This window comes from Ramlibacter paludis, from assembly GCF_022012305.1.
Taxonomy (GTDB): Bacteria; Pseudomonadota; Gammaproteobacteria; order Burkholderiales; family Burkholderiaceae_C; genus Ramlibacter; species Ramlibacter paludis.
The window spans coordinates 331,044-351,880 of record NZ_JAKLTM010000001.1; the positions used below are offsets into that span (position 1 = coordinate 331,044).

At 69.7% G+C, this 20,837-nt stretch carries 17 protein-coding genes; 10 read left to right on the forward strand and 7 right to left on the reverse strand.

Annotation, left to right across the window (positions count from 1 at the left end; all coding sequences use genetic code 11):
• The first annotated feature begins 3 nt into the window (after nt 1-3).
• The 5 genes from LZ009_RS01680 to LZ009_RS01700 are packed head-to-tail and all read left to right on the forward strand — an operon-like array spanning nt 4 to nt 5,992.
• Complete coding sequence (locus LZ009_RS01680; protein ID WP_275696144.1) at nt 4-975, forward strand: quinone oxidoreductase family protein; 972 nt, start codon at nt 4-6, stop codon at nt 973-975.
• Complete coding sequence (locus LZ009_RS01685) at nt 972-2,330, forward strand: MFS transporter (protein WP_275696145.1); 1,359 nt, start codon at nt 972-974, stop codon at nt 2,328-2,330. Before LZ009_RS01680 ends, LZ009_RS01685 begins: the two co-directional genes overlap by 4 nt.
• 19 nt (nt 2,331-2,349) lie before the next feature.
• A complete protein-coding gene (locus LZ009_RS01690) occupies nt 2,350-3,978 on the forward strand; it encodes a 3-(methylthio)propionyl-CoA ligase (protein WP_275696146.1) in 1,629 nt (542 codons plus the stop codon).
• 4 nt (nt 3,979-3,982) lie between these two features.
• Nucleotides 3,983-4,993, forward strand: a complete 1,011-nt coding sequence (locus LZ009_RS01695; protein WP_275696147.1) for a YeiH family protein — start codon at nt 3,983-3,985, stop codon at nt 4,991-4,993.
• A 24-nt stretch (nt 4,994-5,017) separates the two neighbouring features.
• The gene (locus tag LZ009_RS01700; RefSeq protein WP_275696148.1) at nt 5,018-5,992 is read left to right on the forward strand and encodes a Bug family tripartite tricarboxylate transporter substrate binding protein; all 975 of its coding nucleotides are present in this window, start codon (nt 5,018-5,020) and stop codon (nt 5,990-5,992) included.
• Nucleotides 5,993-6,435: 443 nt separating this feature from the next.
• Here LZ009_RS01700 and LZ009_RS01705 read toward each other — a convergent pair whose 3' ends face one another.
• From LZ009_RS01705 to LZ009_RS01720, 4 genes are read right to left on the reverse strand one after another with little or no spacing between them, the layout of a single operon-like run.
• A complete protein-coding gene (locus LZ009_RS01705) occupies nt 6,436-8,823 on the reverse strand; it encodes an efflux RND transporter permease subunit (protein ID WP_275696149.1) in 2,388 nt (795 codons plus the stop codon).
• Between the two features lie 14 nt (nt 8,824-8,837).
• On the reverse strand, nt 8,838-9,812 hold the full coding sequence (locus LZ009_RS01710) for a WD40/YVTN/BNR-like repeat-containing protein (RefSeq protein ID WP_275696150.1): 975 nt from the start codon (nt 9,810-9,812) through the stop codon (nt 8,838-8,840).
• 11 nt (nt 9,813-9,823) lie between these two features.
• Nucleotides 9,824-11,161 (reverse strand): DUF1329 domain-containing protein, encoded by a 1,338-nt coding sequence (locus LZ009_RS01715; protein WP_275696151.1) that lies wholly within the window; start codon nt 11,159-11,161, stop codon nt 9,824-9,826.
• Between the two features lie 11 nt (nt 11,162-11,172).
• Nucleotides 11,173-12,834 carry a DUF1302 domain-containing protein gene (locus LZ009_RS01720; protein WP_275696152.1) on the reverse strand — a complete coding sequence of 554 codons (1,662 nt, stop codon included), beginning with the start codon at nt 12,832-12,834 and terminating at the stop codon, nt 11,173-11,175.
• Between the two features lie 151 nt (nt 12,835-12,985).
• On the opposite strand from LZ009_RS01720, the gene LZ009_RS01725 reads away from it, so the two are divergent.
• Nucleotides 12,986-14,218 carry an MFS transporter gene (locus tag LZ009_RS01725; RefSeq protein WP_275696153.1) on the forward strand — a complete coding sequence of 411 codons (1,233 nt, stop codon included), beginning with the start codon at nt 12,986-12,988 and terminating at the stop codon, nt 14,216-14,218.
• Nucleotides 14,219-14,413: 195 nt separating this feature from the next.
• Here the strand turns inward: LZ009_RS01725 and LZ009_RS01730 are convergent, their stop codons facing one another.
• Nucleotides 14,414-15,724: a hypothetical protein gene (locus tag LZ009_RS01730; RefSeq protein WP_275696154.1), complete on the reverse strand. Its 1,311-nt coding sequence runs from the start codon at nt 15,722-15,724 to the stop codon at nt 14,414-14,416.
• Between the two features lie 89 nt (nt 15,725-15,813).
• Nucleotides 15,814-16,269 (reverse strand): hypothetical protein, encoded by a 456-nt coding sequence (locus LZ009_RS01735; RefSeq protein ID WP_275696155.1) that lies wholly within the window; start codon nt 16,267-16,269, stop codon nt 15,814-15,816.
• Nucleotides 16,270-16,328: 59 nt separating this feature from the next.
• On the opposite strand from LZ009_RS01735, the gene LZ009_RS01740 reads away from it, so the two are divergent.
• Genes LZ009_RS01740 through LZ009_RS01750 form a run of 3 tightly spaced genes read left to right on the forward strand, consistent with a single transcriptional unit; the run spans nt 16,329 to nt 18,493 of the window.
• The gene (locus LZ009_RS01740; protein WP_275696156.1) at nt 16,329-16,700 is read left to right on the forward strand and encodes a DoxX family protein; all 372 of its coding nucleotides are present in this window, start codon (nt 16,329-16,331) and stop codon (nt 16,698-16,700) included.
• Nucleotides 16,700-18,241 carry an ABC transporter permease/substrate-binding protein gene (locus LZ009_RS01745; RefSeq protein ID WP_275696157.1) on the forward strand — a complete coding sequence of 514 codons (1,542 nt, stop codon included), beginning with the start codon at nt 16,700-16,702 and terminating at the stop codon, nt 18,239-18,241. Before LZ009_RS01740 ends, LZ009_RS01745 begins: the two co-directional genes overlap by 1 nt.
• Nucleotides 18,242-18,280: 39 nt before the next feature.
• Nucleotides 18,281-18,493, forward strand: a complete 213-nt coding sequence (locus tag LZ009_RS01750; RefSeq protein WP_275696158.1) for a hypothetical protein — start codon at nt 18,281-18,283, stop codon at nt 18,491-18,493.
• Here LZ009_RS01750 and LZ009_RS01755 read toward each other — a convergent pair.
• Nucleotides 18,474-18,860, reverse strand: a complete 387-nt coding sequence (locus LZ009_RS01755) for a hypothetical protein (protein WP_275696159.1) — start codon at nt 18,858-18,860, stop codon at nt 18,474-18,476. The genes LZ009_RS01750 and LZ009_RS01755 overlap by 20 nt on opposite strands.
• Nucleotides 18,861-19,635: 775 nt before the next feature.
• Here LZ009_RS01755 and LZ009_RS01760 point away from each other — a divergent pair.
• A complete protein-coding gene (locus LZ009_RS01760; protein WP_275696160.1) occupies nt 19,636-20,817 on the forward strand; it encodes an MFS transporter in 1,182 nt (393 codons plus the stop codon).
• Nucleotides 20,818-20,837 lie beyond the last annotated feature (20 nt).

A 20,837-nucleotide genomic window follows, 5' to 3' on the forward strand; every position in this document is an offset into this window, starting at 1 on the left:
CCCATGGCCAACGCCATTCGCCTGTACGAAACCGGCGGCCCGGAAGTGCTGCGCCACGAGCAAGTGGAAGTCGGGGCGCCCGGCCCCGGGCAGGTGCGCGTGCGCCACGCCTACGTGGCCGTCAACTTCATCGACATCTACTTCCGCACCGGCCGCTATCCGCTGCCGCTGCCCAACGGCATCGGCTCCGACGCCGTCGGCGTGGTGGAAGCGGTGGGCGAAGGCGTCACCGAATTCGCGCCGGGCGACCGCGTCGGCTACCTGCTGGGGCCGCAAGGCGCCTATGCGGACGTGCGCCTGGTGCCGGCCGAGGTGCTGATCCCGCTGCCGGAAGGCGTGAGCGACAGCACCGCGGCCACGCTGATGATGAAGGGCATGACGGCGCAGTACCTGTTCCGCCAGGTCTATCCGCTGCAAGGCGGCGAGACCATCCTGTACCACGCGGCCGCAGGCGGCGTCGGCCTGGTGGCGTGCCAGTGGGCCAAGGCGCTGGGCGTGCGCATGATCGGCACCGTCAGCACCGACGAGAAGGCCGAAGTCGCCAAGGCGCACGGCTGCGCCGAAGTGATCGTGACTTCGCGCGAGGACATCGCCAAGCGCGTGCGCGAACTCACCGACGGCAAGGGCGTGCCGGTGGTCTACGACTCCGTCGGCAAGGACACGCTGATGGCGTCGCTCGACAGCCTGCAGCCGCGCGGCCACCTCGTGAGCAACGGCACCAGCTCCGGCCCGGTGGTGATCGACACGACGCTGCTCGCGGTGAAGGGCTCGATCTGGGTGACGCGCCCGGCGATGATCCATTACGCGACCCCGCGTGCGCACATGCTGAAGATGGCCGAGGAACTCTTCGGCCTGGTGCAGGCCGGCAAGATCCGCAGCGAGCCGAGCCGCAGCTTCGCGCTGCGCGATGCCGCCGAGGCGCACCGCGCATTGGAATCGCGCCAGACCACGGGCGCCACGGTGCTTGTGCCATGAGCGTGCAGATCAGCTCGCTGGAGTCGCGGCCCGCGACGCTGGGCGGCGCCGACGGCTACCTGTTCGGCCGCCGCGCCGCCTGGTTCGCCTTCGCGATGACCATCGCCCTGATGATCGTCGACTACGTCGACCGCCAGGTCATCGTGTCCCTGTTCCCGCACATGAAGGCGGACTGGGGCTGGTCCGACGCGCAGCTGGGCAGCCTGGTCTCCATCGTCTCGGTGACCGTGGCCCTGGGCGCGCTGCCGGTGGCGCTGTTCGCCGACCGCGCGAGCCGCGTGCGCAGCATCGCCGCGATGGCCGGCCTGTGGAGCCTGGCCACGATCTCCTGCATGTTCACCCGCAACTACGGCCAGCTGCTGGCTGCACGCGCGATGGTCGGGCTCGGCGAAGCGGGCTACGGCTCGGTCGGCGCCGCGCTGATCGCCAGCCACTTTCCCGCGCGGCTGCGCGGCGCGCTGCTGGCGGGCTTCTTCGCCTGCGCGTCGGTGGGCTCGGTGCTGGGCGTGATGCTCGGCGGATTCATCGCGGCCCGCTGGGGCTGGCAGGCTGCTTTCGGCGTGGTCGGCGTCCCCGGCCTGGTGCTGGCAGTGCTGTACCTGAAGGTGCGCGACTACCGCACGGTGGAACTCACGCCGCAGCTCGATCGCACCACCCGCAGCCTGCGCGACACCGTGCGGCACGTCGTGCGCGTCCTGACGCGTTCGCGCACCATGCTGTGGGTGTGCGTGGGCGGCGCGGCCCAACTGGTGGTGGTCTCGGCCGTGTGGTCGTGGCTGCCCAGCTTCTTCAACCGCCTGCACGGCATGGCCCCCGAGCGCGCTTCGGTGTTTGCCGGTGCCGTGGTGCTGGCGGGCGCCGCGGGCAGCGTGGTGTGGGGCGCCGTGGTCGACCGCGCCGGCCTGCGCCAGCCGCGCCGCAAGCTGCTCGCGATGGCCGTGCTGTGCCTGCTGTCGCTGCTGCTGCTGGTCGCCGCCTTCGGCCTGGCCACGGATGCGACGCTGCAACTGGCGCTGATCGTCGCCGGCGGCTTCGTCATGACCTGCACGGTCGGCCCGGTGTCGGCGATCGTGATCGACGTCGTGCACCCTGGCGTGCGCGCCACCGGCTCCTCGGTGCTCGCGCTGTTCCAGAACCTGTTCGGCCTGGCCGCCGGCCCCGTCGTCGCCGGCCTGCTGTCCGACAGCTGGGGCCTGCAGGCGGCGCTGTCCGCCACGCCGCTGTTCGCCCTGCCCGCGGCGGCCGCCTTCCTGCTGGCCGCTCGCACCTATGAATCGGACGCCGCGAGCGCGGCCGACCACCCTCCAGCCACCGCGCCGGCGCCGCTCGCCGCGAGCCCCGCCGCCAGCGCCTGAACCAGAAAGACAGAGAGCCATGAACGGATCCATGATGCAGCAGCCGCTGCTGATCTCCTCGCTGCTGCGGCACGCCGAGCGCCACCATCCCGAGCAGCAGATCGTGTCGCGCCGCGTGGAAGGCGACATCCACCGCTACACCTTCCGCGACATGGCCGGCCGCGTGCGCCAGCTGGCCAACGCGCTCAACGTGCTGGGCATCCACCACGGCGACCGCGTCGCCACGCTGGCCTGGAACGGCTACCGTCACATGGAGCTGTACTACGCGGTGTCGGGTTCCGGCGCCGTGCTGCACACGCTGAACCCGCGCCTGCATCCCGACCAGGTGGTCTGGATCGCCGACCACGCCGAAGACGAAGTGCTGTTCTTCGACCTGACTTTCCTGCCGCTGATCGAGGCGATCGCGCCGCGCGTGAAGACCATCAAGGCCTTCGTCGCCCTGACCGACCGCTCGCGCATGCCCGCTTCCAGCGCCGTGCCCAACCTGCTTTGCTACGAGGACTTGCTGGACCGCCAGCCCGACCACTTCGACTGGCCGACCTTCGACGAGAACACCGCCAGCTCGCTTTGCTACACCTCGGGCACCACCGGCCATCCCAAGGGCGCGCTGTACAGCCACCGCTCGACGATGCTGCACACCTATGCGGTGGCGCTGCCCGACGCCATGAACGTCTCGGCCCGCGACGTGATCCTGCCCGTGGTGCCCATGTTCCACGTCAACGCCTGGGGCCTGCCGTACGCGGCCTGCATGACGGGCGCGCGGCTGGTGTTCCCCGGCCCCTTCCTGGACGGCAAGAACCTGCACGAGCTGTTCGAGGCCGAAGGCGTGACCATGTCGGCCGGCGTGCCCACCGTGTGGCAGGGCCTGCTGGCGCACGTGGAGGCCAACAACCTGAAGTTCTCGACGATGCGGCGCACGGTGATCGGCGGCTCCGCCTGCCCGCCCGCGATGATGGCCACCTTCCAGGACCGCTACGACGTGGCCGTGCTGCACGCCTGGGGCATGACCGAGATCAGCCCCCTGGGCACGGTGTGCACGCTCAAGCCGCAGCAGCAAGGACTGCCGGCGGCGCAGCGGCTCGCCATCCAGGCCAAGCAGGGCCGCGCCGTGTACGGCGTGGACCTGAAGATCGTCGACGACGAGGGCCGCGAGCTGCCGCACGACGGCAAGGCCGCCGGCGAACTGATGGTGCGCGGGCCCTGGATCATCAGCCAGTACTTCAAGGGTGACGGCGGCCAGGTGCTTGTGGACGGCTGGTTTCCCACCGGCGACGTCGCCACCATCGACCCCGAGGGCTTCATGCAGATCACCGACCGCAGCAAGGACGTGATCAAGTCCGGCGGCGAGTGGATCGGCTCGATCGACCTGGAGAACATCGCGATGGCGCATCCCGCCGTGGCGATGGCGGCCTGCATCGCGGCGCCGCACCCCAAGTGGGACGAGCGGCCGCTGCTGGTGGTGGTGAAGAAGCCGGGGGCGCAAGTCTCGCGCACCGACCTGATCTCCTTCTACGAGGGCCGCATCGCCAAGTGGTGGACGCCCGACGACGTGGTGTTCGTCGACGCGATCCCGCTGGGCGCCACCGGCAAGATGCAGAAGAACAAGCTGCGCGAGCAGTTCCGCGAGCACCGCCTGCCCGGGATCTGAAGCGATGTTGCTGGCCCTGCGTGCCCACCCCTGGGCCGACCGCTTTCGCCTGCTCGCTCCCGGCGTGCTGGCTTGCGGCGTGGTCGGCGCCGCCGCCGGCTTCCTGTCGGAGCACTACGGCGCGCCGGTGATGCTGTTCGCCCTGCTGCTGGGCATGGCGATGAACTTCCTGTCGGCGGAAGGCGCCTGCAAGCCCGGCATCGAGTTCACCGCGCGGCAGCTGCTGCGGGTGGGCATCGCGCTGCTCGGGTTGCGCATCACGCTGGGACAGGTGGCGGCGTTGGGTTGGGGGCCGCTGGGGCTGGTGGTGCTGTCGGTGGCATTGACGATCGGCGTCTCGATCGTGGCTGCGCGCTTGCTCGGCTTCAAGGGGCAGTTCGGCCTGCTGACCGGCGGCGCCACTGCGATCTGCGGCGCGTCCGCGGCGCTGGCGCTTTCGGCAGCCCTGCCCGCGCATCCGCTCAAGGACCGCGCGACCTTGTTCACCGTGATCGGCGTGTCGGCGCTGTCGACCCTGGCCATGGTGCTGTATCCGATGCTGGTGCAGTGGCTCGGCCTCGCGCAGGTGCCGGCGGGGATCTTCCTGGGTGCGACCATCCACGACGTGGCGCAGGTGGTCGGCGCGGGCTACAGCCTGTCCCCGCAGACCGGCGATGTCGCCACGCTGGTGAAGCTGCTGCGGGTGGCGATGCTGCTGCCCGTGATCCTGCTGGCTTCGCTGGCCACGCGCGCGCAGCATGCGCCGGGTACGCAGCGGCCGCCGCTGCTGCCGTGGTTCGCAGTGGCGTTCGCTGTGCTGGTCGCGGTCAATAGCACCGGATTCGTTCCGGCCGCGCTGCAGAAGTCGGGCAGCGACGTCTCGCGCTGGCTGCTGGTGGCCGCGATTGCGGGCATCGGCATGAAGACGCATTTGAAAGAACTCGTCGCCGTGGGCTTTAAGCCCGTGGCGCTCATGGTCGGAGAGACCCTGTTCCTCGCGGCCCTCGCGCTGGCGCTGTTGCGTTGGCTTGCCTAAACTGAACCCGGAAGGGGATTCCCCATGAAGTCATTCATCTCCCGGCGCGCGGTCATCGCCGCCGCCGTCCTGTCCACCTTCGGCCTCGCCGTGCACGCCCAGGCCTGGCCGGCCAAGCCGATCCGCCTGGTCGTCGCCGGTCCCGCCGGCGGCAGCGCCGACATCCTTGCGCGCCTGGTGTCCGAGCCCATGGCCAAGGAACTGGGCCAGCCGGTGGTGGTCGACAACAAGGTCGGCGCCGGCGGCGCGATCGCGGTGCAGGACATCATCCAGTCGCCGCACGACGGCTACACCCTGCTGGTGGGCGTGAGCTCGCTGGTCAGCGAAGTGCCGCACATCGTCAAGCTCAAGTTCGACATGGCCAAGGAACTGCGTCCGCTCGCCGAGCTCGGTCGCGGCGGGCTGGTGCTGGTGGCCAATCCCACCGTTCCGGCGGCGAACCTGAAGGACCTGGTGGCTTACGCGAAGAAGAATCCGCGCCTGGTGTACGCCTCGTACAGCCCGGGTTCGCTGTCGCACGTGATGGGCCAGCAGCTGGCGCAGGCCGCCGGCATCGAGCTGGTGCATGCGGGCTACAAGGGCTCCACGACGGCGCTGACCGACGTGATGGGCAACCACGTGCCGCTGATGTTCGACGGCGTGCCGACTTCGCTGCCGCTGATCAAGGGCGGCAAGATCAAGGCGCTGGCCGTCAGCACGCCGGCGCGCCTGCCGCAGTTGCCCGACGTGCCGACCTTCCGCGAAGCCGGTTACCCGCAGCTCGAAGCGCTCGCCTGGATGGGCCTGTGGAGCGCGCCCGACGTGCCGGCCGCCGTGCAGCAACGCGTCCGCGCCGCGGCGCTGAAGGCGCTGGCCGATCCGGCGCTGCGCGCCAAGGTGCAGGAGACCGGCTTCGACGTCGGCCAGCCGCGCACCAGCGACGAGATGCAGAAGGGCCTGGCCGTCGACTACGAACGCATCGGCGGCGTCCTGAACGCGATCGGCTTCAAGCCGGAGTAAGCGCGACAACCCTCTTTTTCATGGCTCCAAGCCCTTGGGCCGGATTGCTGGAAGGCGATCCGGCTTCTTTTTTTTGCTTCCGGGGCGCGTCGCGGCGGGCGGTGCGCGGTGCAGGCCCGCTGGGGCGTCGGTCGGCGGCTTCGCGCGCCGACTCCCCTGAAAGGCCGGTCCCGCCGGCGTCGCAAGGCACAACTCGTTGAGTTTTTGTCCGCTGCGCGGCCAAAAACTCCACTCAAACAGGTGCCTTGTCAGCATGAAACATACGCGCGGCTCGATTCGCTGGCGCTCTCGTAGCCGCGCTCCGCCGGCGGGACCGGCCTTTCAGGCGACTGCCCCTTCATGCGGGCCTGCACCGCACACCGCCCGCCGCGACGTTAGGCAGTCGGTCGAATCCCGGCAAAAAAAAGCCCCGCCGAAGCGGGGTTCAAGAGGGAATCAATACTTCAACTTCTGGCATCCCTCAGCAGGTAATGCGACAAGGCCGGAATCAGCACCACGGCACCCACCATGTTCCACAGGAACATGAAGGCCAGCAGGATCCCCATGTCCCCCTGGAACTTGATCGGCGAGAACGCCCAGGTCGCGACGCCGGCCGCGAGCGTGATGCCCACCAGCACCACCACCTTGCCCGTGAAGCGCAAGGCGCTCGCGTAAGCCTGCGCCAGCGAGGCGCCGGCGCGCTGCTGCGCCAGCTGCACCGACAGCAGGTACAGCGCATAGTCGACGCCGATCCCCACCCCCAGCGCCACCACCGGCAGGGTCGCGACCTTCACGCCGATGCCCAGCGCCACCATCAGCGCTTCGCACAGCAGGGAAGTCACGATCAGCGGCACGATCGCGACCACCACGGCGCGCCAGCTGCGGAAGGTGATGAAGCACAGCACCGCCACCGCGGCATACACCAGCAGCAGCATCTGCAGCCAGGCCTTGCGCACCACGATGTTGGTGGCCGCCTCGATGCCGGCGCTGCCGGCGGCCAGCAGGAACTGCCGGTCCTTGCCGCTGCGCTCCGTCGCGAAGGACTGCGCCACCGCGACCACGCGGTCCAGCGTCTCGGCGCGATGGTCCGACAGGTAGGCGATGACCGGCATCACCGAGCAATCGTTGTTGAACAGCTCCGGGTTGTTCACGCTGGCCTGCTGCGCCGCGTAGTTCAGCACGTCCTGGTTGCGCGCGATGGTCAGCCACTTGGGGCTGCCCTCGTTGCTGCCGGCCGTGATGCGCTGCACCGCGTTGGTCAGCGCCGTGGTGGCCTGCACGCCCGGCACCTGCTGCAGCGCCCAGGCCAGGCGGTCGGCTTCGACCAGCGTGCCGTACTTCAGGCAGCCTTCCTTGTCGGTCTTCACGATGACGGCGAAGGTGTCGCTGGAAAGCGTGTAGTGGCCCGTGATGTAGGCGTTGTCCAGGTTGTAGCGCGAGCCGGGCCGCAGCTCCGGCGCGCCGGCGTCGAGGTCACCGATCTTCAGGTGCCGGCTGGCCGCATAGCCACCCGCCGCGAGGACGACCGCCAGCAGCACGGCCACGCGCGCGCCACGCGGCGTGACGAACCACTGCAGGCCGGCAAACAGCCGCGCGAGCGGCCCGGACGCATGTTCCGAATCCGCGGCCAGCGCACGCCGCGCCGCCGCCGGGCTCACGCCCAAATACGACAGCAGCACCGGCAGCAGGATCAGGTTGGTGACGATCAGCACCGCCACGCCGATGCTGGCCGACAGCGCCAGCTCCTGGATCACCGGGATGTCGATCACCATCAGCACGCCGAAGCCCACGGCGTCGGCCAGCAGCGCCGTGAGGCCCGCGAGGAACAGGCGGCGGAAGGTGAGCCGCGCGGCCACCAGCTGGTGCGCGCCGCGGCCGATGTCCTGCATGATGCCGTTCATCTTCTGCGCGCCGTGGCTCACGCCGATGGCGAACACGAGGAAAGGCACCAGGATCGAATACGGATCGAGCTGCAGCCCGAGCGCCGCCACGATCCCCAGCTGCCAGGCTACGGCCACCAGCGAGCAGCCCAGCACCAGCGCGGTGCTGCGCACGCAGCGCGTGTAGAGCCAGATGATCGCGGCGGCCGTGAGCGCAGCCAGCGCGAAGTACAGCGCGACCTGCATCAGGCCGTCCATCAGGTCGCCGGCCAGCTTGGCGAAGCCGATCGCGCGGATGCGCACCGGCGCCTGCTCGCCCATGGCGTCGTAGCGGTCACGCAGCTTGTCGATGGCGTGCGAGAGCGCACGGTAGTCCACCGGCTTGCCGGACGCGTCCTGCTCCAGCAGCGGCACCACCACCATGCTCGACTTGAAGTCGTTGCCGACCAGGCTGCCGACCAGGCCCGAGCGCGCGATGTTGGCCTTGAGCTGCTCGGTGGCGCGTCGCGAGCCGTCGAAGTTGTCCGGCATCACCGGGCCGCCGCGGAAGCCCTCCTCCGTCACCTCGGTCCAGCGCACGCCGGGCGCCCACAGCGACTTCTGCCAGGCACGGTCGACGCCCGGGGTGAGGAACAGCTCGTCGTGCACCTTGCGCAGCGCGTCGAGGTAGGCCTTGTCGTAGATGTCGCCGCGCGGGTTCTCGACCACGATGCGCAGCGAGTCGCCCAGGCCGCGCAGCTCGAGGCGGTTGGCCAGGTAGTTCTGGATGAACGGATGGCCGCGCGGGATCATCTTGTCGAAGCTGGCGTTCAGCGACAGTCGCCAGCCGGCCAGGGCGACGAAGGCCAGCGTGAGCAGCGCGCACAGCACCAGCACGGCGCGGCGGTTGTTGAAGATCAGGCGCTCGATCAGCGCGCCCGATTCCGGAGCGGCATCGCCCGCCAGGTTGGCGGGCACGGTGGCAGCATGCATGGGAGGGTTCCGAATCAGGGCAGCGGCTGCAGTTGCACGCCGCGGGGGCCGGCCACGAGAACGGCGGCGGGTCCGGCAGGGAGAAGGGCCGCGGCGGGCAAGGCGCGTTGCAGCGCGATCGCCTGGAAGGTGGCACCGTCGTCGCTGCTGGCGAGCAGCTGCCCGGCCTGGCCTGCGAGCAGGAAGCGGCCTTGCGCGTCGACCGTTCCGGCGGTGAGGCCAGACGGGATTCCGGTCGCAATCGCCTGCCAGCTCGCGCCGGAGTCGGCGCTGCGCACCGCGTTGCCGCGCAGGCCGAAGGCCACCACGGCCTTGTCGTTGCCGGTCACGCCGAACAGCGTGCCCGCGTAGGGCGTCACCTGTCGCACGAAACGTCCGCTGGCCGCATCGAGCTTCAGCAGCAGGCCTTGCTCGCCCGCCATGTAGACGGTGCCGGCGATGCCGCGCACCGCATACACGTGCAGGCCCTTCGGGTTGTCGACGCTGTCCTTCAGCGTTTCCCAGTGCACGCCGCCGTCGGCGGTGCGCAGCACGAGCCCGAAGGCGCCGACGGCGTAGCCGCTGAGCGGATCGGCGAACCACACGTCGAGCAGCGGGACGTCGGCCGCATCGGGACGGCCGTCGCGCTGCTTGGCCCACTTCTTCCCGCCGTCGAGCGTGTGCAGGATCACGCCGTCGTGCCCCACGGCCCAACCGAGCTGCGCGGTGGGGAAGTGCAGCGCCACGAGATCGGAGCTCACCGGCACTTCGGCCTGCTGCCAGCTGCGGCCGCCGTCGTCCGACAGCAGGATGTGGCCGCGCTGGCCGGCGGCGACGATGCGCGTGCCGGCGCGGGCCAATGCATTGAGCAAGCCGCGGTCGGCCAGGCGCGTCGCCACCGCAGGCGTGTCCAGCACGTCGCGCGAAGGCGCGGGAACGGCGGTCTGGGCCAGGGCGGCGGCGGCGAGGCCGGCCGCCAGCAGCAGCCCCAACGGACGGCGGCGCAGCATGGTCGCGTCCCTCAGCGGATGCCGGAGCCGGCCAGCGCGTCGGGCGTCCATTCGCGGTCGCCCAGCGGCTTGGTCTGCTTGAGGCCGCCGGTCTCGGCGATGAAGCCGGTGACGGAGTAGATGCGCGAGACCAGGTCGTAGTGGCCGAACATGTCGGTGTAGGGCGCGGGCACGTCGTAGCTGGGCGCCATGTAGGCGAAGCCGGCGCGATAGAGCTGGCCGCGCGCGTCGTAGCCGTCGGAGGCCAGCGCCGCCCAGGAGTCTTCGTCCAGGTAGAAGGTGCGCTTGCCGTACACGTGGCGCTTGTCGGCCTTCAGCGTGGCGTCGACCACCCACACGCGGTGCAGCTCCCAGCGCACCAGGTCCGGGTTCAGGTGGTTGGGCTTGAGCAGGTCGTCCTGCTTGGCCTGGTACACCGCCTGGTAGGCGTTGTAAGGCACGTACATCTCCTTCTTGCCCACCAGCTTGAAGTCGAAGCGGTCCATGGCGCCGTTGAAGATGAAGGTGTCGTCGAAGGTCGTCGAGCCGGCGGTGCCGGGGTTCGGCGTGTCGTGCGCCAGGTCCGGCGCCACCTTCACGCGGCGCTGGCCGGGCAGGTAGGTCCAGGCACGGCGTTCCTTGCTGCCGATGTCCAGCGGATCGACCAGCATCAGGGCTTCACCGGCGCGGCGGGCCGGGCCGCTGTACTGCAGCTTCAGCTTCCAGAAGATGTCGGCATCGGGCTTGTTTACGTCCCAGAACGGATACTCCTGCGTGCTCTGGCCTTCCACGGCCAGCGTCACGCGGCCGTTCGCATCCATGGTGAGGTTGCGGTACTTGGACTCGTAGGCCACGCCGTTGAAGCGCACGAGGTGGTTCCACATCGCCTCGTAGCCGGTCTTCGGGATGGGGAAGGGGAAGCCCGCGTGCGCGCCTTCCATCGAGCGGCCGTCGTTGAGCGTCTTCGCCTTGAGCGCGCTCTTCGCGGTGTTGTCGGTGACGTACTTCGGGAAGGCCACTGTGCGGTGCGTCTTGTAGACGTCCATGCGGAACGTGGGGTAACGCTGGATCAGCGCCTTGGCGCCTTCCGTCAGCTTGTCGGCATGCTGCGCCGCGTTCTTGGCATCGATCACCAGCAGTGGCTTCTCGCCGGCAAAAGGATTCGGGCGGATGCCGTCGCCGGCCTTGTAGCCCGCGGGCGGCGTCGTCATGCCGCCGGTGTAGGCGGGAATGCTGCCGTCCTTGTTGCCGGCCTTTTCGGCGCCGATCGGCGTGAGCGTGGTGCCGAGGGCCTTGGCTTCGTCGGCAGTGATGGTGGCGCCGGCGCACAGGGGCAGCGCGGCGGCGATGAGCGTGAGCATGAATCGCATGGCGACTCTCCTTAGAACGTGGTCTTGAAGGTCAGGCTGACCATGCCGCGATCGCGCAGGAAGGTGGTCAGGCCGTTGGTGGAGGTGACCGCGGTGCCGTTGTGCTTGTAGCGGCCGACGTAGTCGATGTACTTCAGGTCGAAGCGGTACTTCTGGTAGAGGTCGGCGCCGAGGCCGACGGCGTAGTTGCCCAACGATTCGTTGCCGCCGAACACCGTGGCGGCGTTGCCGCGCAGGCCGACGGAATAGGACATCGGCGCCGACAGGTCCAGGCCCGGCAACACCTGGTACCAGGTGGGCGTGAAGGCGAAGGCCGCGCCGACGTAGCTGTGCGTGGCGCAGCCGTCCATCTTGTCCTTGCCGGCGCAGGGCGCATAGCCGATCGCGTTGAACAGGTTCGCGCCGCTGCGCACCTTGGAGTAGTTGGACCAGGCCAGTTCCGCGGCCCAGGTGGCGGCGTCGAACATGCCGGTCTTTGACACGGTGCCGACCGCGTTGACCAGCGCGTGCCAGGTGTCGCCGCGCGGGCCCTTGGTCTCGCCCTGCTCCGGCAGGCCGGGGGCGATGCCCAGCACCTGCGCGTTCAGCGGCGTGTTGCGGCGCTGCGAGAGTTCGGCGCCGATGCTCACGCCGCCCACGTTCTTGGCCAGGCTCACGCCGTACAGGTCGATGTTGTCGGCGTAGACCAGGTTGTAGCGGCTGGCGCTGGCCGGGCCCACGGTGGTGAGCAGCGTCTGCGGCAGCTTGTCGGCGAAGCGGCGGTAGTAGAAGCCCAGGGAGCCATCGAGCCAGGCCGGGCTCCAGCGCGCGGACAGGCCGAACTCGCCGTGCTGGCTGGGTTCGGCGGCGGGGCCGCGGTAGGCAAAGCCGAGGCCGGCGCTGATGAACTGGCGGTCGGGACCGTTGAACACGAAGTCCACGGGGCCGAGGTAGGTGCCGCCTTCGGGATAGCGCGCCGCTTCCCACTCCAGCAGGTACTGCGCGGAGAGCGACAGCGTGTCGGTCACTTGCGCCTGGGCGGAAAGCTGGTTCAGCGGACGGAACAGTTCCTTGGCTTCGGTGCCCGGCGTGGCAAAGCCCTTTTGCAAGTCCAGCGGGTTCTGCGCGTAGGCCACGCTGTGCATGTGGCCGGTGAGGAACAGCGACTCGCCCCAGTACAGGGTGTGGCGGCCGGCCTTGGCGCGCACCGGCACGCCGGCTACGTCGCCGCCGCCGAAGACGAAGGCGTCGAGCACCTCACCGGACGGGCCCGCGTAGAAGCGCTTGACGGTGTTGCTGTACTGGTTGTTGACGTAGCTGGGGATGCCCACCAGCGGCGCGTTCGGGTTGCTGCGGCTGGTGTCGCCATAGGCGGCGTCGTACCAGCCGGCGGCGCTGACGCGCGCGCCGAAGTTCTTGCGGTAGACCAGGTCCAGCTCGGACAGCACGTCCAGGCGCTTGGCGACGGCATCGCCGCGGTCGAAGCTGTAGTCGCCTTCGTCGGCCAGGGCGGAGTTGCCGATCTTCTGGTCGCGGCTTTCGGCACGCACCCCGTAGTTCAGGCGCAGCGTGTTGTCCCAGCGCACCGTCAGGTCGGGATTGCCGGTGTCGATCTCGAACGCCTGGGCGGCGGTGGCGCACAGCAGGGCGGCCGCCAGGGCAATGGCGCGTCGGGGCGACGGGAATGCGTTCAAGGGAGCTCCTCTTTGTTGTCCGTGGATGCGTGCGCGCGGCGTGGCGCGACGTGGGCGAATTCTGGGCAGGGGGGTGGTCCCGCTGCCCCCTCCTGCCGGGGGGGCTGGGGGGAACCCTAGGCCGTGCGGCGGCCCCCGCTAAACTGCTCGCTTGAAAATCTTCTACGGCTGGCGCATCGTGGCAGCGAGCGTCGGCATCCAGACACTGCATGCCTGCCTGCTGCTGCAGGCTTTCGGCGCCTACGTCGCCGTGCTATCGGAGGAACAGGGCTGGAGCAAGACCGCCTTGTCCGGCGCCGCCGCGCTGCTGTCGGTCGAAGGCGCCTTGCTCGGTCCGCTGCTCGGCTACCTGTCCGATCGCGTGGGACCGCGGGCGATGGTGCGCACCGGCGTCGTGCTCGTGTCCCTCGGTTTCGTCGCCCTGAGCCAGACGCGGACCATCACCCATTTCTACGGCGCGGTGCTGCTGCTGGCGGTCGCGGGCAGTTTCTGCGGCTACTTCCCCTTGTCGGTGGCCGTGGTGCACTGGTTCCGCAAACGCCGCGCCCGGGCCCTGTCGCTCACGAGCCTGGGACTCGCTTTCGGCGGGCTGCTGGTGCCGGCGGTGAGCTGGGTGATGCAGACCTACGGCTGGCGGACGATGGCGCTGATCTCCGCGGGAATGTGGCTGGTGCTGGGGTCCTTGCTGGCGTCGGTGGTGCGCGGCAAACCGGCGGACATCGGCGAGACGGTGGATGGGGAGCCGATCGCGCCGCCGGAAGTCGTGGGTGCCACTGCAGGAGCCACCGTTTCCGCCGCGGCGCCCGAACGCGCCTTCACTGCGGCGCAGGCGCTGCGCACGCGCGCGTTCTGGTTCCTGGGCCTGGGCCACGCGATCGCACTGCTCGCGGTGACCGCGGTCAACGTGCATGCGATCTCGCACATCAAGGAAGGCCTGGGCTACTCACTGGCGCAGGCGGCCTTCGTCATCACGCTGATGACGGTGTCGCAAGGCTGCGGCGTGTTGCTGGGCGCGGCGGTCGGCGACCGCTGGGACAAGCGCCGGGTGGCGGCCGGCTGCATGCTGTCGCACGCGTTGGGACTGTTGATGCTGACCTATGCGTCGCACCCGGCGATGCTGGGCGCGTTCGCCGTGCTGCACGGCGTGGCCTGGGGCGTGCGCGGGCCCTTCATGCAGGCGCTGCGGGCCGATTACTTCGGGCTGCAGGCGATCGGGATGATCCTGGGGCTGTCGGCGATCCTGATTTCGCTGGGGCAGGTCGGGGGGCCGTTGATTGCTGGGTCCTTGGCCGACCTGACGGGGGACTATCGGGTTGGATTCACCCTGCTCGCATTGATCGTGGGGTCCGGGTCTCTGTTATTCCTGATGGCGCGCAAGCCCTGATTCTTTGCTCCCCACCCGCGCCAGGACGGGGCAGCCCTCCTTGGCGAATGTCCCCCGCGCGGGCCTCGCCTCCGGCTGCGACCCGCTCCTCCTCCTTAACTTCGCCAAGGAGGACTGCCCCGCCCTGACGCTGCTCCCCTGCGGGATCGCAGCGCCGTTCCCTCCCGTGCCCACCCTGGGCCCGACCGGAGGGCGTTACCTGGGAGGCACCCGCGCAGACAAAGGCTGCGGCACGTAATCCGTACGGAACCGACACCCCTTCCCGTACGTCACCTCCAACTCGGCACACCGCGCCGCCACCAACGAAGGCGTGGGCTTCGAACCCCCGCGCGCCCACTCGGACAACACCGCCAGCAGCGCCGGATACACCGGCTCGCTCAAGTAGCTGTGCGTGTTGTCGGACGTGAAGGTCTGCACGAGATGCCCCGCCGTCCCCGCCCGCTCCATCGTGCGGCGGAAGCTGTCGTCCATCTCGACGAAGGCCGTCGGGTCGTCGATGCCGTGCACGGTCAGCACGGGGACGGGAATCCGCCCGTTCGGATCCGTGTCGGCGGCAAAGGCCGCAACAGCCTGCGGGTCGGCCGCATAGCGTTGCACGGCCCGGTCGAGCGCGACGTCGGCGTACTGCACGCCGACATTGCCGAATACATTGCGGCCGCCGGTGCGCAGTTGCGCGATGTCCTGGAAGTGAAAAGTCGCCCAGTTCAAATGGCCGGCGATCGAACTCGCCGGGATCTTCACCAGGTCCACGATCGTCTGCACCTTGCGCTGCTGTTCCGCCGTCCGTTGCTTGTCCGTCCCCAGGCAAGATTCGAAGCGCTGGCGCAAATCCGCCGCCGTCATCCTGGCGCCGGCCGGCAATCCCATCCACAGCGGGTACTGCGTTTCGTCGGGACGCGGATGGTTGCCGCACAGCGCCTGGTAGATCACGCGCAGGTCCAGCCGGAAGTCGTAGGCCTTGCTGCCGCCCGCGAGCACGCCGCTCGTGAGCAGCACGGCGTCGTAAGGCTTGCCCTCGGTGTACGTCGACGCGCCCACCGCCGCGACGCTCGCGCCCCACGATTGGCCGTGCAGGATCGTCATCTTCGGCTTGGCGACCTGCGCCACGAAGATGCGGCGCAGGCGCTCGGTGTCCTCCGCGGCCGCATGCACGGCCACCCCACCCTGGCGGAAGCTGGAGCCGGCCCAGGCATAGCCGGCCTTCACCACCACCGCCCAGCGCTGCAGGTCTTCGACCGTGCGCTCCAGCTTCGGTGCGCCGAGCGTGGGCCCGCCGTGCGCGTGCAGCACCAGCGTGCCGTTCCACTGCGGCGGGATCGCCACCAGGTAGAACGCGCCGGCGGAGTCCTGGCCGTGCAGGCAGCGGGCGGCGGCGGGCAGTTCCGCCGGACAAGCCATCGCCCGGGGGGCGGCTTCAGTGACGACGGGAGTGGATGCGGAAATGGGGGCGCGACCGGCGCAGGCGGACAAGGCCAACGCGGCAAGGAGGGCAAACGGGCGGATCATCGTTGGTTCATGCACGGAAAAAACAGCAAGGGGCGAACGATAAGGACGCGGCGCCCCCAGGTCAATCCCAGGCGGTCGCCGCTAGGGCCCTACTGCTGAAGTTCCGTCTCCGGCGCAACGCGCCGGTAGGCGATGCGGTTGCCGTGGATGTGGTCGACGCCATCGAACTCGTTGCGCGACGCGAAGGCGATCTCGAAGGTGGCGAAGGGCGGGCCGTTCAGGCGCGAAGGCGGCGCGCCGTTCACCAGGGTGTATCTGCGCTTGAGGTTGGTGCCGTCGTAGAGCCAGGTGCCCGCATGGGTGAAGAGCGTGGCGACGCCGCGGCCATCGACCACCCGTACCGTCTCGTGGAAAAGCCCGCCCGGCTCCAGCACCAGCAGGTGGCGCGCAGTGACACCCTGCTCCCGCGTTTCGCGCAGCCAGGTCCCCTGCAGCTTTCCCTGCGCGTCCGTGGGCGGGCCGTCGCCGGCGGACAGCAGCACGGCCAGCGCAAGCAAGGCCAGTGCGAGCGGCATCCAGGGCTTGAGCCAGGCGGGGCGGGACATGAGGCCACTATCCCAGAAACGAATGGCAGGGTCGCGGCCAGGGCTGCCTAGAATGCGCGATGCGCAAACCCGCACCCGGCCTGGCTTTCGTCTTCCTGTGGTTCCTGGTCGGCGGCATCGCGCACTTCGCCTTCACGGAAACCGAGATGCGCATCGTCCCGCCCTGGCTGCCATGGCCGCCGCTCGCCATCGTGCTGGTGACGGGCGTTTTCGAACTGGCAGGTGCGGCCGGACTGCTGCTTCCGCGCACGCGCCGCTGGGCGGCCTGGGGGCTGTTCGCGCTGACGGTCGCGGTCACGCCGGCCAATGTCTACATGCTGCAGCATGCCGAACGGTTCCCCGGCGTCCCGTACTGGGCGCTGGTGGCGCGCCTGCCTTTGCAGGTGCTGCTGCTGGTGCTGATCGCGCGCGTCGCGCTGCGGGCCCGCTGATGCCCAGGATCCTTCGCCCCGGCCTGATTCGCGCGCTCCTTGCCGCCGCCCTTGCAGTTGCGGCCCTCGCCTCGCACGCCGCGAACGACGTCGTCGTCGGCTCCAAGCGCTTCACCGAGAGCTACATCCTCGGCGAGATTGCGCGCCAGACCCTGCTGGAGGCGGGCGTGGCGGCGACGCACCGCCAGGGGCTGGGCAACACCGCGGTGATGGAACAGGCGCTCGCCACCGGCGGCATCGCGCTCTACCCGGAATACACCGGCACCATCGCGCGCGAACTGCTGAAGAAGGATGCGCCCCATCCCAGCCTGGAGCAGTTGAACGAGTGGCTGAAGCCGCGCGGCTTGAAGGCCGCGGTGCCGCTCGGCTTCAACAACACCTATGCGCTGGCGATGCGCGAGGACGACGCCGCGCGCCTGGGCATCGCCACGCTGTCCGACCTGGCGCGCAGCAAGGAGCCGCTGCGCTTCGGCCTGTCGCACGAATTCCTGGTGCGCGCCGACGGCTGGAACGCGCTGAAGCAGGCCTACGCCCTGCCCTTCACGCCGGGCAGCGGGCTCGATCACGGCCTGGCCTACCAGGCGCTGGCCGGCAAGCAGGTGGACGTGGTCGACGCCTACAGCACCGATGCACAGATCGCGCGCCTCCAGCTGCGCGTGCTGAAGGACGACCGCAACTTCTTCCCGCGCTACGACGCGGTGCTGCTGATGCGCGCCGAGGTCGACCCGCAGCCGCTGCAGCGCCTGGCCGGCCGCATCGACGACGACACCATGCGCGCCTTGAACGCCGAGGTGGAGATCGACGGCAAGACCTTCGAGCAGGCCGCGCGCGGATTCCTGGCGCGAGCGAAATCCGCGCCGGCGGCCAAGGCGTCGCAGCCGCAGTCCTTCCTCGATCGCCTGTTCGCGCCGGACCTGCCGCGGCTGCTGCGCGAGCACCTCACCCTCGTCTTCGCCTCGCTCGCCATCGCCGTTGCCATCGGCATCCCGCTGGGCGTGCTGGCGCACCGCATGCCGCGGCTGGAAGGCACGCTGATGGGCGTGGTCGGCATCGTGCAGACCGTGCCCTCGCTGGCACTGCTCGCCTTCCTGATCGTGCTGGTTGGGCGCATCGGCTTCTTCCCCGCGCTGCTGGCGCTGGCGGTCTATGCGCTGCTGCCCATCGTGCGCAACACGCATGCCGGCCTCGCTTCCTTGTCCGGCGGCATGCGGCAGGCGGGGCTGGCGCTGGGCATGCGCGACGGCCAGGTGCTGCGCAGCGTCGAGCTGCCGCTGGCCGCGCCCACCATCTTTGCCGGCATCAAGACCGCCGCCGTGCTCAACGTTGGCGTGGCGACGGTTGCCACTTTCATCGGCGCGGGCGGCCTCGGCGAGCGCATCGTCGCCGGGCTGGCCGTCAACGACACCACGCTGATGCTGGCCGGCGCCGTGCCGGCGGCGGTGCTGGCGCTCCTGACGCAGTGGGTGTTCGATGGCCTGGAGCACTGGCTGCTGAAGCGCCGCCCGGGCACCGAAACCCCGCGCGGCCGGGTTCAGGCATAAGATGCCCGCGGGCGTCCTGCCCGGCCATCGGAGCGAGCCATGACCCTGGAAGAGTACCAAGACGCCGTCAAGAAGATCCTGGCGGAGCAGCAGAAGATCGCCACTTCTACAGCGCAGCTGGCGATGTCGGGCCAGGCCAATCCCACCAGCCCCGAGTTCACCAAGATCATGACCAGCCAGTGGGCGCTGATGCAGCAGATGGCCAAGCTGAACACCGACCTGATGATGGGCATCATGGTGCCGAAGAAGTAGGCGGCAGCGCCTGCCTGAGGGTGTGCGCGAGTTCGCGCTTGCCCTTGGCATTGGCGGCGCGCCAGGCGCGCCGCGCCAGTTCCACGAATCGCTCCTCGGCGGCGTCGGGCGCCTGCGTCGCTTCGCGGCTTTCGTCGAGCCAGCCGGCCGGCTTGCCCGCATGCTGCTCGATCTGCCGCGCGAGGCGGTCGCCGATGGGCCGCGAACCCTTGATCTGCGACCAGGTGCTGGGCGAGATCTCGAGGGTGGCGGCGAAGGTCTGCTCCAGGCCCTTGGCGCTTTCGCCGCGCGCCAGGTGCTCGCGCGCGTAGTCCTGGTAGAGCGCCAGCATGTTGCGCCGGCGCGTGAGGGTCACGTTGTCTGTCACGGTGTTCACTATCTACAACGCCCGTATTGTGCGGGCGCTTGACAACGTTTGTGAAGATTCTTTATAGTCCGCTCCCTGCCTCGCAAGAGGCCAACGAACATCGAAAGGAAGCAACGTGCGAATGACCTGCCCCGTCCAGACGAACCTGACCCGCTTTGCGGGCCGTGGTGCGCTTGCGCTTGGCGGTGTCGAAGGTCCGTCGTTGAATCCGGGAGTGCGCGTCGTGTAGCCACGGCACGCTCCACCTCTTCGCAGGGGCCCGGATTCCGCAAGGATCCGGGCCTTTTTGGTTTTTGGTTCCGCTTCGGGTGTGTCCTTGCGACACCGCCGGCGCGTGCCGTACGACCGGCACGGCGGGATGTGCCTGGGGGTCGCTCCCCCACTGTGCAGCGAGAGTCCCTGGCCGCTTGCGGCCACTCGCGCAAGGACATAGCCGAAGTGGAATCGCTTTCAAAACCGGCCGCGAAGATTGGGCGGCTCCGGAACTCGTAACCGGAAACCATCTGGCCGGGGAAGCTGGGGTGCGCTGCGCTTACCGGCGCCGGCGCGCGCGCCGGCCCAGCCTACGGGCGTGGCGCACATGCCGCGGTTCGCTGCGCTCACCACGGCCTACGGGGAGAGCCGCCGTGACAGGTCGCGCCTGCTCGTAGGCTGGCGGTGAGCGCCGCAGGCCGAACCCCAGCGATGCGCGCAGCGCGGATCGCGATGCCCGCCATCGTAGGCCGTGGTGAGCGGCGCAGCCCGAACCGCGGCTGCCTGCGCTTACAGTGCTTCCATGCAAGAAGAACCCCAAGGCGGCTGGGTCCCGCTGGCCATCACGCTGGCGATCCAGGCCATGGTGGCGATGGCGATGCTGACCCTGCCGGCGATGGCGCCCAAGGTGGCGGCCGAGGTCGGCATCTCCGCCACCTACATCGGCCTCTACATCGCCGTCGCCTACGCCGGCGCGATGTCGGCCAGCCTCGCTTCGGGCGCCGCGGTCGCGCGCTACGGCCCGATCCGCGTCAGCCAGATCAGCCTGGTGCTCTGCGCGGCAGGACTCGCGTTGTGCGCCGTCCCCTTCGTTCCCGTGATCGCGCTCGGCGCGCTGCTGGTCGGCATCGGCTACGGGCCGGTGACGCCGGCCAGCTCGCACCTGCTCGCGCGCACCACGCCCGCGCACCGCATGTCGCTCGTGTTCTCGGTCAAGCAGACCGGCGTGCCGCTGGGCGGCGCCCTCGCCGGCGCCATCGTTCCCGGCCTGCAGCTCTTGACCGGATGGCAGCTCGCCCTGCTGGCCGTCGCCGCCGCCAACATCGCGTGCGCCGTGGTGGCCCAGAGCCTGCGCGCCGAATTCGACGCCGACCGCGACCCGGCGCGCCGCCTCACCCTGGGCAACATCTTCGAGCCGGTCAAGCTGGTGCTGTCCGATGCGAAGCTGCGCATGCTGGCCGGCTGCTCCTTCGTCTTCTCGATCGCGCAGCTGTCGCTCACCACCTACCTCGTCACCTATCTCACCGACAGCCTGGCCTACGGCCTGGTCGCGGCCGGCTTCGTGCTGGCGCTGTCGCAGGTGGGCGCCGTCATCGGGCGGGTGCTGTGGGGTTACGTGGCCGACCGCTGGTTCGGCGCGCGGCGCATGCTGGCGTCGCTGGCCGGCGTGATGGCGCTGTCGGCCATCGCCACCGCGCTGCTGCAGCCCGCGATGCCGGCAGTCATCGTGATCGCCGTGCTGCTGGTGTTCGGCGCGTCGGCGATCGGGTGGAACGGCGTCTACCTCGCCGAGGTCGCGCGGCAGGCGCCGGCCGGGATGGCGGGGCTCGCGACCGGCGGGACGCTGGCAATCACCTTCCTCGGCGTGGTGCTGGGGCCGCCTTTGTTCGGCGCGGTGTCGGCGATTTCGGGCAGCTACCGCATCGGGTATGCGGTGCTGGCGGTGCCGTTGCTGGCGTGTGCGTGGGTGTTGGCGCGGAGGTGAAGGAAGCCCGTCATTCCCGC

Coding starts and splice junctions, on each gene's coding strand:
- LZ009_RS01690 (WP_275696146.1), top strand. CDS start 2,350: ATGAACGGATCCATGATGCAGCAGCCGCTGCTGATCTCCTCGCTGCTG.
- LZ009_RS01700 (WP_275696148.1), top strand. CDS start 5,018: ATGAAGTCATTCATCTCCCGGCGCGCGGTCATCGCCGCCGCCGTCCTG.
- LZ009_RS01715 (WP_275696151.1), bottom strand. CDS start 11,161: ATGCGATTCATGCTCACGCTCATCGCCGCCGCGCTGCCCCTGTGCGCC.
- LZ009_RS01750 (WP_275696158.1), top strand. CDS start 18,281: ATGACCCTGGAAGAGTACCAAGACGCCGTCAAGAAGATCCTGGCGGAG.
- LZ009_RS01705 (WP_275696149.1), bottom strand. CDS start 8,823: ATGCATGCTGCCACCGTGCCCGCCAACCTGGCGGGCGATGCCGCTCCG.
- LZ009_RS01710 (WP_275696150.1), bottom strand. CDS start 9,812: ATGCTGCGCCGCCGTCCGTTGGGGCTGCTGCTGGCGGCCGGCCTCGCC.
- LZ009_RS01680 (WP_275696144.1), top strand. CDS start 4: ATGGCCAACGCCATTCGCCTGTACGAAACCGGCGGCCCGGAAGTGCTG.
- LZ009_RS01740 (WP_275696156.1), top strand. CDS start 16,329: ATGCGCAAACCCGCACCCGGCCTGGCTTTCGTCTTCCTGTGGTTCCTG.
- LZ009_RS01730 (WP_275696154.1), bottom strand. CDS start 15,724: ATGATCCGCCCGTTTGCCCTCCTTGCCGCGTTGGCCTTGTCCGCCTGC.
- LZ009_RS01685 (WP_275696145.1), top strand. CDS start 972: ATGAGCGTGCAGATCAGCTCGCTGGAGTCGCGGCCCGCGACGCTGGGC.
- LZ009_RS01760 (WP_275696160.1), top strand. CDS start 19,636: ATGCAAGAAGAACCCCAAGGCGGCTGGGTCCCGCTGGCCATCACGCTG.
- LZ009_RS01695 (WP_275696147.1), top strand. CDS start 3,983: ATGTTGCTGGCCCTGCGTGCCCACCCCTGGGCCGACCGCTTTCGCCTG.
- LZ009_RS01735 (WP_275696155.1), bottom strand. CDS start 16,269: ATGTCCCGCCCCGCCTGGCTCAAGCCCTGGATGCCGCTCGCACTGGCC.
- LZ009_RS01745 (WP_275696157.1), top strand. CDS start 16,700: ATGCCCAGGATCCTTCGCCCCGGCCTGATTCGCGCGCTCCTTGCCGCC.